This window comes from Streptomyces globisporus C-1027, assembly GCF_000261345.2.
Classification (GTDB): Bacteria; Actinomycetota; Actinomycetes; order Streptomycetales; family Streptomycetaceae; genus Streptomyces; species Streptomyces pakalii.
This window is the reverse complement of record NZ_CP013738.1, coordinates 7,114,669-7,127,236: the sequence shown is the minus strand read 5'-3', so window position 1 is coordinate 7,127,236 and position 12,568 is coordinate 7,114,669. Positions and strand designations below refer to the sequence as shown.

Here is a 12,568-nt window from a genome sequence, read left to right as displayed (position 1 = left end):
CCTGGCCCGGCCGGTCCCCCTCAGTCCTTCCGGTCAGCCGTTCTGCCGGCCGAACCAGTCCAGGCACAGCACCAGCGCGTCGTCGAGCGTCTCCGTGATCCGGTACTCCGCGAGTTCGGCGAGGATCGCGCGCGGCACGGTGGCGGCGGGCAGGAGCCGGGTCGACTGGATGGCGCGGGCCAGCATGCGGTCCCCGTACGCCTCACCGAGCGGGGACACCGCGTCGTACACGCCGTCGCTGAACAGCAGCAGCCGGTCGCCGGGCTCGACGTGGAACTCCTGGACCGTGTACTGCGACTCCTCGAACATGCCGAGAGGCAGCTGCGCCTCCAGCTCCATCCGATGGACCGAGCGGCCGCGCTGCATCCACAGCTGCGGCGATCCCGCGTCGACGACGCCGACCCGCCCGGTCGCGAGCTCGAAGCGGAGCAGCAGGGTGGAGACGTGGGAGGCGCCGCGGTGCTGGTCGTAGATGGCCTGGTCGGCGAGGGCCGCCTGGTCCGCGATGCCGATGCCGGCCCGGCGGGCGTTGCGCAGGGCGTTGACGGCGAGGTTGGTGAGGAGGGAGGCCTGTATGCCCTCGCCCATGCCGTTGGTCACCGCGAGGGTCAGCTCGTCGCCGTCGGCGGCCCAGTCGAAGTTGTCGCCGTGTATGGCGTACGCGGGCTCCAGCTGGGCCCCGATGGCGAACTCGGCGGCGGTGCAGGCGCGGGCCGGCAGCAGCTGCCACTGCATCTCGGCTGCCAGGGTGAGACGGCTGGTGCGCCGGGCGCGCTGATACAGGTCGGTGTCCCGCTCGGCGACCAGGATCTCGTGTCCCAGCAGGTCGGCGACGTGGGTCAGCTCGCCGACCAGCTCCGGGGTGGACAGCGCCTGGGGCAGCCGGACGGTGAGGATGCCGAGCCGTTCGCCCCGGACGGTCACGGGGAGGTGGTGATCGACGGCGTCGTCGTGCCGGACCTGCTGCTCACGGGGTTCCTGGCTGCCGAACGCCCGGCCCTCAGGGCTGTTGTGGAGGGACAGCGGCTCGCTCTCGCCGTCGGGCCCGTCCAGCGAGGTGAGGACCCGCAGACCGTAGTCGGCGAGGTGCAGCTCCACCGCGAGGGCCCCGTAGGCGCTGATGAGCTCGGCGCGCAGGGCGGCCAGCAGAGCGTGCGGCGCGGCGGCCCGCACTGCGGCCTCGATGTGGGTTCGTCTGTTCACGGTCTCTCGCGCAATCTTCGTCCTGCGACGTGGTAAGGGCCGGGCCCGGGCTGACAAGGAGGGCTGACGGGTGACAGAGTGGCTGAATGCCCCACCGAGGATTCCGCCCCCGCAATGGCGAACAGGCGTCCGTCTATGCCGTCGCCGCCTCGGAGCTGCTGGAGGTGCTGTGGGGCCGGGGCCAGGAATCCGCCGCTTCGGGAACCGTATCGCCCTCCCAGCTCCGTGCCCTGCTGGTGATCGAGAAGCACGAAGGCACCAATCTGCGGGCCTTGGGGGAAGCCCTGGGCTCGCGCGCCCCCTCCGTCAGCCGGCTCTGCGACCGGATGGAGGCGATGGGGCTCGTGCTGCGTGCACCCAGCCCGACCAGCCGACGCGAGTTGGAACTGCGGCTGAGTCTTCGTGGCCACGCCCTCCTCGAAGAATACCGGGCCCTGCGCGCCGCCGAGCTGAACGCCGTGCTGGAGCGGATGGCTCCCGCCGACCTCGCCGCGCTCACGGACGGACTCGCGGCCTTCCATGCCGCGGCTTCGGAGCGCCTTTCCCCGGAACGGGATACGGACGCCTCCCCGCTCCGCGATGATGTCGCCGACAGCGCCTAGCCTCATCCAGCCCCTGCTTCCGCATCCATCGGCACTCCGCCGTCGACAGCCGGACGATCAACCGTCGGGGATCAGATTGTTACCCGATGGAGAATGTTGTCAAATGGCAACTGTTACTTCTATCGTTATCCCGATATCCCGCCGCGACCAGGGACGGAGCGCTGTCGGCCCCTCCGGCAGCACGGCTCTCCGCTCCCTTCCGATCCCGCCCGAGGTGCCTTCCGTGCTTTCATCGCCCAACGAGGACAGAGCCGTCAGAATCGCCACCCGGCGAGAGCGGGGCGCTCTGGTCCTGACCGTCTCGGGTGACCTCGACATCGACAGCGTGTCCCCCCTGGGCCTGGCTCTGACCTCGGCGGCCGACGACGGCTCGGGCCCGGTCGTCGTGGATCTCTCCGGCGTCGGATTCGCGGACTCGACGACGGTGAACGTGCTCCTCCAGGGGCACACCGCGCTCGGCGACCGGCTGCGTCTCGCGGCCCCGTCCCCGTTCATGCGTCGCCTGATCGGCATGATCGGCCTCGACAGCGCCCTGCCCGTCCTGCCGTCGGTGGACGACGCCATAGACGCCGTGCTGCCTTCCTGACCTTCTTCCCGCCTGTCTTCGCCCGCCTGACTTCCTGAGGTCACGCCCCGGCCCGAGCGGGGCCGGGCGCCCGGTCGAACACGCAGTCTCCGCACAGCCCGCCGCCGGGACAGCGCCAGTACAGACAGCAGCTGCGCCGCCGGAACGCCGGACCGTGCGGGGCCCCGGTGTCGCGCAGCGTCTCGTCGTCGAAGAGCTCGGCCGCCAGCGCGCGGGCCCGTGCGGCCACGTCCGGCCGGTCCTGGGCGCGTGCGAAGGCGACGACTTCGCGCACGGCCCCGGCGAGCGCGGATCCCGCGTTGCCGCGCAGCAGTTGCGAGGAGATGTTCCCGTCGCGCCGGAACGCGTCGGCCAGCGGGACCAGATGCCCGTACTGGACCTCCTCGCGGATCCGGGCCGCCGTGCCGGGCATCTCGGCCGTCCCCGCGAGCCACAAGTCGTCCGGCGAGGTGGACGTCGGGTCCCAGTGGAGATCGCCGGGGGCCAGGACGGGGATCCGTCCGAACAGCGCGGCCGGGCCCAGGGCGATGGACCAGAGCCGCGCGGCCAGACCGAGATGGGCGATGGAGGCGGCGACGCGGCGCTCGGGGGCCCGAAGCCGCTCCGCGACCCGGTCGACACGCGCGGCGAGCGGAGCGTTCTCGCCCGCGTACAGCCGCTCCAGCGGCCGGTGCCCGCCGTCCGGCACCGGGGTGGTCCGCAGCGCGAAGAAACCCCCCACCGATGCCAGTTGTGCCAGGTCCATGGCCCGCTCCGCCTCCGTCTCCGGTCCGTCCGCGGTCCCGCTCCCGTGACCGGTCCGGCGGCCACCGACTGTGCCGCCCCGGCGGCTCACCGTATCCGCCGGGCGCCAACTTCTGACGGCCGGGGGCGGCAGGACTACCGTCAGGAGGAGGACGTCGGTCCGACGGGCGTACTACTGGGGCAGTACGCCGAAGTGGAGACTCAAGGACGACGACGTGGGGCCCCGGACGGGACATCGTGGTGTACATGAGCTCCCTTGCGTTGTCCGTGCTGCTGTCACTGGTCTCCGCGGTCGCCTACGCGGCCGGGGCGATCATCCAGGAGCGCGTGGCCGCGACCGATGACAACGCCTGGCACGCCCTGCTCCGCAACGCCGTGTGGTGGGTCGCCGTCGTCCTCAACGGGGTCGGCGCGGTCCTGCACGTGGTGGCGCTCGCCTACGGTCCGCTCAGCCTGGTCCAGCCCCTCGGGGCACTGACGATCGTCTTCGCCCTGCCGATGGCGGCCCTGTTCGTCGGGCGGCGGGCGGGGGCGACGGCGTGGCGTGGCGCGCTGATGGCGACGGCGGGGCTCGGCGGGCTGCTGGCGCTCACGGGGAACGCCGAACCGCACACCCTGAACGGCCCGGAGCAGGCGCTGCTGGCCGCGGTGACGTTCGGTGCCGTCAGCGCGCTCGTCGTCCTCTCCCGTACGCTGCGCCGGCCGGTCCTGCGCAGCATCGTCCTGGCAACGGGCGCGGGAGCGGCGTTCGGTATGGCCTCGGTGTTCACCAAGACCGTGGCCGTGGAGTGGACGTCCGGTTCGGTGCGCTCGGGTGCGTTGACGCTGCTGGTGATCGCCGGGCTCGCCGCGGCGGGCCTGTTCCTGTCCCAGGCCGCGTACCGGGGCGCCGGGCTCACCGCTCCGCTGGCCACGGTGACGGTGGTCAATCCGGTGGTGGCCGCCGCCATCGGCCTCACCCTGTTCGGCGAGCACTTCCGTCTCGGCGTCCCCGGCACCGTCCTCGCCCTCTCCTCCGGGGCGTTGGCCGCCGCAGGTCTGATCATGCTGACGCGGGAGCGGATGAATCGGGAGCACGCCGAGGAGGCGTTGGCGAACCCGGAGCCGGCGGGCCCGGGAGCCGGGCGCGCGGCCCCGGCCGGGGTGGACGGGGCTCGCGGCCCGGAGGGGCAGGAGGACGGTCGGCCCTCGTCGTCGCCGGATGTGTCCGATGCGCCTGCCGTGCCGGGACCGGCGTCCACGGCCACCAAGTCGTCGCCCCTGCCGCCGGGGCGTGCCGTGCCGCAGGTGGAGTTCGGCACGCCGGGGCCGCTCGCGGAGCAGCAGCGGCGCGGCGGAGCCACCCTGCGGCGCCCCCGCTCCGAGCGGAGGGTTCGGACTCTGATGCCGCCTGCCCACAGGTAGGGGCCGTTCGGCCCCCGACGCCATGCGCCCGCGCGTACGGGGACGGTCAGACCCTGACGCCGCCTGCTCGCAGGTAGGCGAGCGGGTCGACGTCCGAGCCGTAGCCGGGGCCCGTGCGGATCTCGAAGTGCAGGTGGGGCCCTGTGCTGTTGCCCGTGGAGCCGGAGCGGGCGATGCGCTGCCCGCCGGAGACGGACTGCCCGGCGCGCACGTGGAGCGCGGAGAGATGGGCGTACTGGCTGTACTTGCCGTCGCTGTGCCGGATGACGACCTCGTAGCCGTACGCTCCGGCCCAGCCGGCCGAGACGACGCGGCCCGGGGCCACCGACTTCACCGACGTCCCGGTGGGCACGGGGAAGTCCACACCGGTGTGGTAGCCGCTGGACCAGGAGCCGGCCTGGCGGTACGGGGTGCCGGTGCCGGCGGCGACCGGGGCGCTGAAACCGGGGTGCCGCACGGCCCGTTCCGGAGCGGGCTGTTCCTTCTTGGGGGCGGCCTTCTTCGGCGCCTCCTGCTTCGGGGCCTGCTGCTTGGGCGCTTCCTTCTTGGGCGCCTGCTCCTTCGGTGCTTCCTTCTTGGGCCCGGTCTGACGCTGTTCCGCCTTCTTCGGCCCGGACGCTGTGGCCGAGGGCTTCGGAGCGGTCTGCCCTGCGGGCTTCCCGGCGCTCGTCCCCTCCCCCGTCTTCGATGCCCGGCTCCCGCCCAGGCTCAGCCGCTGTCCGGGGAAGATGAGGTCCGGGTCGTCCCCGACGACGGTGCGGTTGGCGGCGTAGAGGCCCTGCCAGCCGCCGGGGACCCGCTGGGCGGACGCGATCCCGGAGAGGGAGTCGCCGCTCGCCACGGTGTAGGCGTCGCGCTTGCCCGGCACATGGGTGGGCGTCGCCTCGGCGGGACGGGTCTGCCGGGGCGGTGCGCTCTGCGGCGCCGCTGCCTGGGCGGTCCGGCTGCCCGCGCTCTGCGGGGCGGTCCCGGTCTCCGCGGTGGTGTCGGGTGCGTCGCCGCCCCGCGTGAGCCCCGCCCGTACGGAACAGGTGGGCCAGGCCCCGGGCCCCTGGCCGTCCAGCACCCTCTCGGCGATGGCGATCTGCTGCTCACGGGTGGCGAGGTCGGCGCGTGGCGCGTACTCCGTGCCGCCGAACGCGGCCCAGGTGGAGCCGCTGAACTGCAGCCCGCCGTAGTAGCCGTTGCCGGTGTTGATGGCCCAATTGCCGCTGGACTCGCAGGCGGCGACCTTCTCCCAGACCTCGCCGGATGCAGCCCCGGCCGAGGCCGCGGTGATGAGCGGGAGCGCGATGCCCGCGCCGCCCGCCGTCACCGTGAGCGAGGCACGGTTGATCCGACTGGGCTGATATCTGCGGTGCCGTCCGGTCGCGGCCATACGTGGCTCCCCCACTGGCTTCGGTACATCTCGCAAGGGGCAACGTAGGTCCGCACAGTGACTGATCACAAGCAAAACGTGATACTTCAGCCGCCCCCGGCCAGTCCGTGGCCGAATAGCGCCGCTCTGAACTTCCCTCTCGCCCGGCCGCGTTCACCCCTCCTGGGACTCCTCGGGCCAGGCACGCATGACCGCCTCCCCATCGGTATCGGCAGGAAGGCCGTTCCATGGAGAGCGCTCTCCGTCAGTGCTATAAAGGCGCTCATGACGGATGATCTGCGGTCGGCCGGAGCACCCACCCTGGAGGACGTGGCCCGGGCGGCGGGCGTCTCACGCGCCACTGTTTCCCGGGTCGTCAACGGGGTGCGCAATGTCGACCCGGTGATCCAGGAGGCGGTGCGCCGGGCGGTCTCCGTGACGGGATACACCCCCAACCGGGCGGCCAGGTCCCTGGTCACCCGGCGGGCCGACGCCATCGCGTTGGTGGTGTCGGGCGCGGGCGTGGAGCCGGGGGCGGCAGAAGAAGGCGAAGACACCACCGAGTCCGGGCAAGGGAGCTCGTTCACCGCGCAGGTCTTCGCCGACCCGTTCTTCGGCCGGGTGGTGACCGGGGTGGTCAACTACCTGCGGCCGCGCGGGATGCACCCGGTGCTGATGTTCGCCGAGTCCTCGCGGGCACGCGAGGACGTGGTGGCGTACCTGCGGCAGGGCCGCGCGGACGGCGCCCTGGTGGTCTCGACGCACGCCGAGGACCCGCTGCCCGCCCTGATCGCCGAAGCCGGCCTGGCGGCCGTCCTGTTCGCCCGCCCGGCGCGGCCGGTCCCGGTCAGCTATGTCGATCTCGCGCACCAGGACGGTGCACGGCTGGCGGCGGAGCATCTGCTCGGCCGGGGCTGCCGCCGGATAGCGACGATCAGCGGCCCGCTGGGCGTACCGGCGGGGCAGGCGCGCCTGACGGGGTTCCGGGACACCATGGCGCGCCACGGGCACCCTTACATCCCCATCGTGGAGGGGCAGTTCACCCAGGAGAGCGGCGAGGCGGCGATGGAACGGCTACTGGCGGAACACCCCGACCTGGACGGGGTGTTCGCCGCCAACGACCTGATGGCGCTGGGCGCCTGCCACGTCCTGCGGGAGCGCGGCCGCTCGGTGCCGGGGGACGTGGCGGTGGTCGGCTTCGACGACAGCAGCGCGGCCCTGGCCTGCCGCCCGCCGCTGACCACGGTCCGCCAGCCGGTGGAGGGGATGGCCGCGGAGATGACGCGCCTGCTCCTGGACCGGCTGTCCCGGCCGGACGGCCCGGTGACCTCGGTGATCTTCGAACCGGAACTGGTGGTACGGGGGTCGGCCTAGGAAACGCCGGGCGGAGGCACACTCGACCGGGCGGAGGCACATCGGCGTGCGTGGCCCGGGGTCTGCCGGACGGGGTCTCATCGGCGTACGCGAGGATGCCGTTCATGACTTCTCCCCCGCCCCGCGTACGGGTCGCCGCCTCTGTGATCCGGCGTCACCCCTCCCCCGCCCTGCTGGTGTTCGATCAGCCGGCCTTCCCCGAGGCCGGCACCCAGGTGCACGCGGGCGGTGTCGCGCCCGGCGAGGATCCGGAGCGGGCCGTCCTGCGCGAGGTCGCCGATGAGACCGGGCTGCGGGGAGCCCGTGTCGTCCGGCGGGTCGCGGTGGACGGGCGGCCGCATCCCGAGGCAGGGCGGCCCCGGCTGACCACCTGTCTTCTGCTCGACGCCCCGCCGGACGGCCCCGCGGAGTGGGAGCACCGGGTCCGCGGCGACGGGGGCGACGCGGGCATGCGGTTCGTCTGCCGGTTCGCGCCGCTCCGCCTGGCGTACCCGCTCGCCGACGCCCAGGGCGCGCACCTGCGCCGGGTGGACCCGCGCTGGGCCGCGCCGGGCGAGGCGGCGGGCCGGGCCGACGAGGCGCGTCTTCTCAGTTGACCGGGGTCCGGTGCCGTTCCCGTACCGCGTGGACGGCCGTACGCGGTGGGGTGCCCGTCCCGCCCGGCTCGGGGCGGCTGCCGCCCCGGGTCAGGAAGTCCGCGAGCGGGAGCGTCGCCGCGCCCACGGTGACCGCGTCCGGGCCGAGGCGGCCCATCTCGATGGTGGTGCGGGCCGCCGCGTGGCTCAGGGCGTACTCGTTCGCGTACCGGCGGATCTCCGGCAGCAGGCGGGGGCCGAGGAGCAGGCCCGCCCAGCCGCCGATCAGGATGCGCTCGGGCAGGAAGAGGTTCACCAGGTCGGCGAGGGCCGCCCCGAGGCATTCGGCCGTCTCGTCGAGCAGCGCGAGGGCCACCGGGTCCGGGGTGCCGCGGCGCCCCGGGTAGGCGGCGGCGAGCAGGGCGGCGAGCGCGGTCTCGTCGTCGGCGTCCTCGGGCAGCGGGCCGCCCGCCTCCCGCCAGCGCTCGCGCAGGGCCTCCGCGCCCGCGTACGCCTCCAGGCAGCCGATGGAGCCGCAGCGGCACCGGCGGCCGCGCAACTGCACGGTGGTGTGGCCCCATTCGAGGGCGAGGCTGGTGCGGTCCTCGTCGAGGATGTCGCCGTGGTCGACGCAGGCGCCCACACCTGAGCCGATCAGGGCGATGGCGGCGGCGCCCGCGCCCCGGCCGCCGCCGAACCACATCTCGGCCTGGCCGAGCGTCTTGGCGCCGTTGTCGATGAAGAGCGGCACCTCGGGCGGCACGTCGACCGCTTCGCGCAGCAGCTGCTCGAAGGGGACCGCGCGCCAGCCGATCGTCTGGCCGTGCACCACCGCGCCGCGGGTGCCGTCGAGGCCTTCGGGGCCTTCGCGCTCGATGATGCCGGGGACCCCGATCCCGATGCCGAGGAGCCGGCGCGGGTCGGCGCCCGCGTCGCGCAGCACGTCCGCGACGCCGGTGCGGACATGGGCGACGATGCGCTCGACGTCGTAACCGTGCTGGGCCAACAGCCGCTCCGTGCGGGCCAGTTCGGTGAGGGAGAGGTCGAACAGCTCGACGCGGACCCGGGTCTCGCCGATGTCGATGCCGACGAGGAGGCCGCCGTCCGGAGCGACGCGCAGCAGCGTACGGGGGCGACCGCCGTCGGAGTCGACGACACCGGCCTCCTCCAGCAGGCCCACGGCGGACAGCTCCGCGACGACGTTGCTGATGGAGCCTGAACTCAGGCCCGTGACCGGGCCGAGCTCCTGACGGCTCAGCGGGCCGTCGAAATACAACCGTTGCAATACCCGCGCCCGGTTGCCCCGCCGCAGGTCACGCACGGTTCGTCTGTTGCGCTCGGCCATGGTGCTCCTTCCCGTCCAGGAACATACCCCGGCCCAAGGCCTTGACGCGACCTTCCCTCACCTCTTAAATCACGGCATAAATTAAGTCATGGAGGCCGTTCGGTTCCCGAACGCAGCCATCCCCGGAAAGGGGCCACCTCTCATGCGTCATCTCAGAGCCGCAAGCGCCGTCACCCTCACCCTCGCCATCGCCGTGGCCGCCAGCGGCTGTGGTGGGGGAACCACGTCGGGCGGCAGCAACGAGTCGCCGAAGACCCTCACCTACTGGGCGTCCAACCAGGGCCCCAGCATCGAGGCCGACAAGGAGATCCTCACTCCCGAGCTGAAGAAGTTCGAGAAGGAGACCGGGATCAAGGTGAAGCTGGAGGTCGTGCCGTGGGCCGACCTGCTGAACCGGATCCTCGCGGCCACCACCTCCGGTCAGGGCCCGGACGTGTTGAACATCGGCAACACCTGGTCGGCCTCGCTCCAGGCGACCGGCGCGCTCCTGCCGTGGGACGACAAGAACTTCGAGGCGATCGGCGGCCGGGACCGCTTCGTCGACTCGGCGGTCGCCTCGGCCGGCAAGGAGGGCGAACCGCCCGCCGCCGTGCCGCTGTACTCGCTGGCGTACGCCCTCTACTACAACAAGAAGATGTTCGCCGAGGCGGGCGTCGAGAAGCCGCCGGCCACCTGGGACGAGCTGGTCGCGACCGGCAAGAAGATATCCAAGGACGGCAAGTGGGGTCTTGGCGCCGAGGGCGGCAACCTCTCCAACAACATCCACCAGACCTTCGTCCTGGGCCAGCAGCACGGCGCCGACTTCTTCGACATGGACGGCAAGGCGACGTTCACCTCGGACGGTGCGGTCGCGGCGGTGAAGCAGTACATCGACTTCATGGCCAAGGACAAGATCATCGCCCCGGGCAACGCGGAGTACGCCCAGAACCAGTCGCTCACCGACTTCGCCAAGGGCAGGACCGCGATGGTGCTGTGGCAGGCGGCCGCTTCCACCTTCGCCGCGCAGGGCATGAAGCCGGAGGACTGGGGGGCGGCCCCGGTGCCGGTCCCCTCGGGCGCCCCGGGCACCGGCGAGCAGGTCAACTCCATGGTCGCGGGCATCAACATGGCGGTGTTCAAGAACAGCAAGAACATCGACGGCGCGAAGAAGTTCGTGAAGTTCATGACGAGCGACGCCGAGCAGAAGCTGCTCAACAAGACCTACGGCTCCATCCCGCCGGTCAAGGCAGCCCAGGCCGACGCCGCGTTCAGGGCCCCCGACCTCAAGGTCCTGCGCGACACCCTCGCCACCAGCGCCGCCCCGCTCCCCCAGGTCCCCAACGAGTCGCAGTTCGAGACGGCCGTGGGCACTGCGGTCAAGGAGCTGTGGGCGGACGCGGCGGCCGGGCGCCCCGTGACCGAGGCGTCGGTCAAGGAGCGCCTGGAAAAGGCCCAGCAGACGATGCAGCAGTGAGGCCCTGATCCATGACCGTCACCGTCACCACGGACCCCGAGGTCGACAAGTCGACCAGCAGGGGTGCGAGCCCGGGCACCGGGGGTGCGCGCAGGAGACTGCCGCGCATCCCCGACCGGATCCGCCAAGGCGGACTGCCCTATCTCCTGCTTCTGCCCGCCGTCCTGCTGGAACTCCTCATCCACATCATCCCGATGGTCATCGGGATCGTGATGAGCTTCCGGCAGCTCACGCAGTTCTTCATCAACAACTGGGGCGCGGCGCCCTGGTCCGGCCTCGACAACTACAGGATCGCCGTCGACATCGACGCGCCGATCGGTGAGGCCCTGCTCCACTCGTTCTTCGTCACCTGCGTCTTCACGTTCTTCTCCGTCGGCCTGGCCTGGCTGCTCGGCACAGCAGCAGCGATCCTGCTCCAGGAGAGCTTCCGGGGGCGGGGCGTCCTGCGGACGATCTTCCTGGTCCCGTACGCCCTGCCGGTCTACGCGGCCGTCATCACCTGGGCGTTCATGTTCCAGCGGGACAACGGGATGATCAACCACCTGCTGCACGACCAGCTCGGCATCACGGACGAGCCGTCGTTCTGGCTGATCGGCGACAACAGTCTCTACACCCTGATCATCGTCTCGGTCTGGAAGGGCTGGCCGTTCGCCTTCCTCATGCTGATGGCCGGGCTCCAGAACATCCCGCGTGAACTGTACGAGGCCGCCTCGATCGACGGCGCGGGGATCTGGCAGCAGATCCGCCGGATCACGCTGCCCTCGCTGCGCCCGGTCAACCAGGTGCTGGTCCTGGTGCTCTTCCTCTGGACGTTCAACGACTTCAACACCCCGTTCGTCCTGTTCGGGAAATCGGCGCCCGAGAACGCGGACCTGATCTCGATCCACATCTACCAGTCGTCGTTCGTCACCTGGAACTTCGGCACCGGATCTGCGATGTCCGTCCTGCTGCTGCTCTTCCTGCTGATCGTGACGGCCGTCTACCTGTTCTTCACCTCGCGCGGAAGGAAGGGCGCCGATGTCTAGCCTCACGCGGCCGACCCGCACCGCCCGGTCGCGGGCCCGCTCGCCGATGGCGGCCCCGCAGTCCTTCCTGTGGACCCGGCGCATCATCCTGACCCTGCTCGCCGGCTTCGTCCTGCTGCCGGTCTACGTCATGGTCAGCAGCTCGCTGAAGCCGCTCCAGGATGTGTCGGGGAAGTTCCAGTGGCTCCCGTCGACGCTGACGATCCAGCCGTACTTCGACATCTGGGAGACCGTCCCGCTCGCCAAGTACTTCGTCAACTCGCTGATCGTGGCGGGCTCGGCGACGGTGCTGTCGGTGACCATCGCGGTGTTCTCGGCGTACGCGGTGAGCCGCTACCGGTTCCGGGGCAAGCGGGTCTTCACCGTCACGGTGCTCTCCACGCAGATGTTCCCGGGGATCCTCTTCCTGCTCCCGCTGTTCCTCATCTTCGTCAATATCGGCAACAGCACCGGCGTCGCCCTGTACGGCTCGCGCGGCGGGCTCATCCTCACCTACCTCACGTTCTCGCTGCCGTTCTCCATCTGGATGCTGATCGGCTACTTCGACTCCATCCCCCGCGACCTCGACGAAGCGGCCCTGGTCGACGGCTGCGGTCCCGTCCGCGCCCTCTTCCAGGTGGTCGTGCCGTCCGCCGTGCCGGGGATCGTCGCGGTGTCCGTCTACTCCTTCATGACGGCCTGGGGCGAGGTGCTCTTCGCCTCCGTCATGACGAACGACGCCACCCGGACCCTCTCCGTCGGCCTCCAGGGCTACGCCACGCAGAACGACGTGTACTGGAACCAGGTCATGGCCGCGTCCCTCGTCGTCAGCGTCCCGATCGTCGTGGGCTTCCTGCTGCTCCAGCGCTACCTGGTCGCCGGTCTCACCGCCGGAGCCGTCAAGTGACCTCCACAGAAAGG

Annotated in this window: 12 protein-coding genes; 8 read left to right on the top strand and 4 right to left on the bottom strand. The window is 71.7% G+C overall.

Annotated features, from left to right (window positions below; all coding sequences use genetic code 11):
• Nucleotides 1-33 precede the first annotated feature (33 nt).
• Nucleotides 34-1,203 carry a PP2C family protein-serine/threonine phosphatase gene (locus tag WQO_RS31460; RefSeq protein ID WP_029182125.1) on the bottom strand — a complete coding sequence of 390 codons (1,170 nt, stop codon included), beginning with the start codon at nt 1,201-1,203 and terminating at the stop codon, nt 34-36.
• Nucleotides 1,204-1,289: 86 nt separating this feature from the next.
• Here WQO_RS31460 and WQO_RS31455 point away from each other — a divergent pair, with 86 nt between their 5' ends.
• The gene (locus WQO_RS31455; protein ID WP_010058879.1) at nt 1,290-1,805 is read left to right on the top strand and encodes a MarR family winged helix-turn-helix transcriptional regulator; all 516 of its coding nucleotides are present in this window, start codon (nt 1,290-1,292) and stop codon (nt 1,803-1,805) included.
• A gap of 223 nt (nt 1,806-2,028) precedes the next feature.
• Nucleotides 2,029-2,391, top strand: a complete 363-nt coding sequence (locus WQO_RS31450; RefSeq protein ID WP_010058878.1) for an STAS domain-containing protein — start codon at nt 2,029-2,031, stop codon at nt 2,389-2,391.
• A gap of 40 nt (nt 2,392-2,431) precedes the next feature.
• Here the strand turns inward: WQO_RS31450 and WQO_RS31445 are convergent, their stop codons facing one another.
• Entirely contained in the window at nt 2,432-3,136 is a 705-nt protein-coding gene (locus tag WQO_RS31445) for a (2Fe-2S)-binding protein (protein ID WP_058954166.1), read from the bottom strand.
• A 245-nt stretch (nt 3,137-3,381) separates the two neighbouring features.
• Here WQO_RS31445 and WQO_RS31440 point away from each other — a divergent pair, with 245 nt between their 5' ends.
• Nucleotides 3,382-4,539 (top strand): DMT family transporter, encoded by a 1,158-nt coding sequence (locus WQO_RS31440; RefSeq protein ID WP_032748121.1) that lies wholly within the window; start codon nt 3,382-3,384, stop codon nt 4,537-4,539.
• A gap of 46 nt (nt 4,540-4,585) precedes the next feature.
• Here WQO_RS31440 and WQO_RS31435 read toward each other — a convergent pair whose 3' ends face one another.
• A complete protein-coding gene (locus WQO_RS31435) occupies nt 4,586-5,917 on the bottom strand; it encodes a transglycosylase family protein (RefSeq protein ID WP_010058870.1) in 1,332 nt (443 codons plus the stop codon).
• A 264-nt stretch (nt 5,918-6,181) separates the two neighbouring features.
• On the opposite strand from WQO_RS31435, the gene WQO_RS31430 reads away from it, so the two are divergent.
• Entirely contained in the window at nt 6,182-7,270 is a 1,089-nt protein-coding gene (locus WQO_RS31430) for a LacI family DNA-binding transcriptional regulator (protein ID WP_010058869.1), read from the top strand.
• 104 nt (nt 7,271-7,374) lie between these two features.
• The gene (locus WQO_RS31425; RefSeq protein ID WP_010058868.1) at nt 7,375-7,866 is read left to right on the top strand and encodes an NUDIX hydrolase; all 492 of its coding nucleotides are present in this window, start codon (nt 7,375-7,377) and stop codon (nt 7,864-7,866) included.
• Here WQO_RS31425 and WQO_RS31420 read toward each other — a convergent pair.
• Nucleotides 7,859-9,190 (bottom strand): ROK family transcriptional regulator, encoded by a 1,332-nt coding sequence (locus WQO_RS31420; protein ID WP_029182124.1) that lies wholly within the window; start codon nt 9,188-9,190, stop codon nt 7,859-7,861. The genes WQO_RS31425 and WQO_RS31420 overlap by 8 nt on opposite strands.
• A gap of 142 nt (nt 9,191-9,332) precedes the next feature.
• Here WQO_RS31420 and WQO_RS31415 point away from each other — a divergent pair, with 142 nt between their 5' ends.
• Genes WQO_RS31415 through WQO_RS31405 form a run of 3 tightly spaced genes read left to right on the top strand, consistent with a single transcriptional unit; the run spans nt 9,333 to nt 12,554 of the window.
• Nucleotides 9,333-10,643, top strand: a complete 1,311-nt coding sequence (locus WQO_RS31415) for an ABC transporter substrate-binding protein (protein ID WP_010058866.1) — start codon at nt 9,333-9,335, stop codon at nt 10,641-10,643.
• Nucleotides 10,644-10,654: 11 nt separating this feature from the next.
• Nucleotides 10,655-11,668, top strand: a complete 1,014-nt coding sequence (locus tag WQO_RS31410) for a carbohydrate ABC transporter permease (RefSeq protein WP_010058865.1) — start codon at nt 10,655-10,657, stop codon at nt 11,666-11,668.
• Nucleotides 11,661-12,554, top strand: a complete 894-nt coding sequence (locus tag WQO_RS31405; protein WP_029182123.1) for a carbohydrate ABC transporter permease — start codon at nt 11,661-11,663, stop codon at nt 12,552-12,554. The genes WQO_RS31410 and WQO_RS31405 overlap by 8 nt, the downstream gene beginning before the upstream one ends.
• Nucleotides 12,555-12,568: the final 14 nt, after the last annotated feature.

Excerpts from the sequence above, each read along its gene's own strand:
- WQO_RS31455 (WP_010058879.1), top strand. The coding sequence starts at position 1,290 with ATGCCCCACCGAGGATTCCGCCCCCGCAATGGCGAACAGGCGTCCGTC.
- WQO_RS31405 (WP_029182123.1), top strand. The coding sequence starts at position 11,661 with ATGTCTAGCCTCACGCGGCCGACCCGCACCGCCCGGTCGCGGGCCCGC.
- WQO_RS31420 (WP_029182124.1), bottom strand. The coding sequence starts at position 9,190 with ATGGCCGAGCGCAACAGACGAACCGTGCGTGACCTGCGGCGGGGCAAC.
- WQO_RS31410 (WP_010058865.1), top strand. The coding sequence starts at position 10,655 with ATGACCGTCACCGTCACCACGGACCCCGAGGTCGACAAGTCGACCAGC.
- WQO_RS31430 (WP_010058869.1), top strand. The coding sequence starts at position 6,182 with ATGACGGATGATCTGCGGTCGGCCGGAGCACCCACCCTGGAGGACGTG.
- WQO_RS31415 (WP_010058866.1), top strand. The coding sequence starts at position 9,333 with ATGCGTCATCTCAGAGCCGCAAGCGCCGTCACCCTCACCCTCGCCATC.
- WQO_RS31425 (WP_010058868.1), top strand. The coding sequence starts at position 7,375 with ATGACTTCTCCCCCGCCCCGCGTACGGGTCGCCGCCTCTGTGATCCGG.
- WQO_RS31445 (WP_058954166.1), bottom strand. The coding sequence starts at position 3,136 with ATGGACCTGGCACAACTGGCATCGGTGGGGGGTTTCTTCGCGCTGCGG.
- WQO_RS31435 (WP_010058870.1), bottom strand. The coding sequence starts at position 5,917 with ATGGCCGCGACCGGACGGCACCGCAGATATCAGCCCAGTCGGATCAAC.
- WQO_RS31440 (WP_032748121.1), top strand. The coding sequence starts at position 3,382 with ATGAGCTCCCTTGCGTTGTCCGTGCTGCTGTCACTGGTCTCCGCGGTC.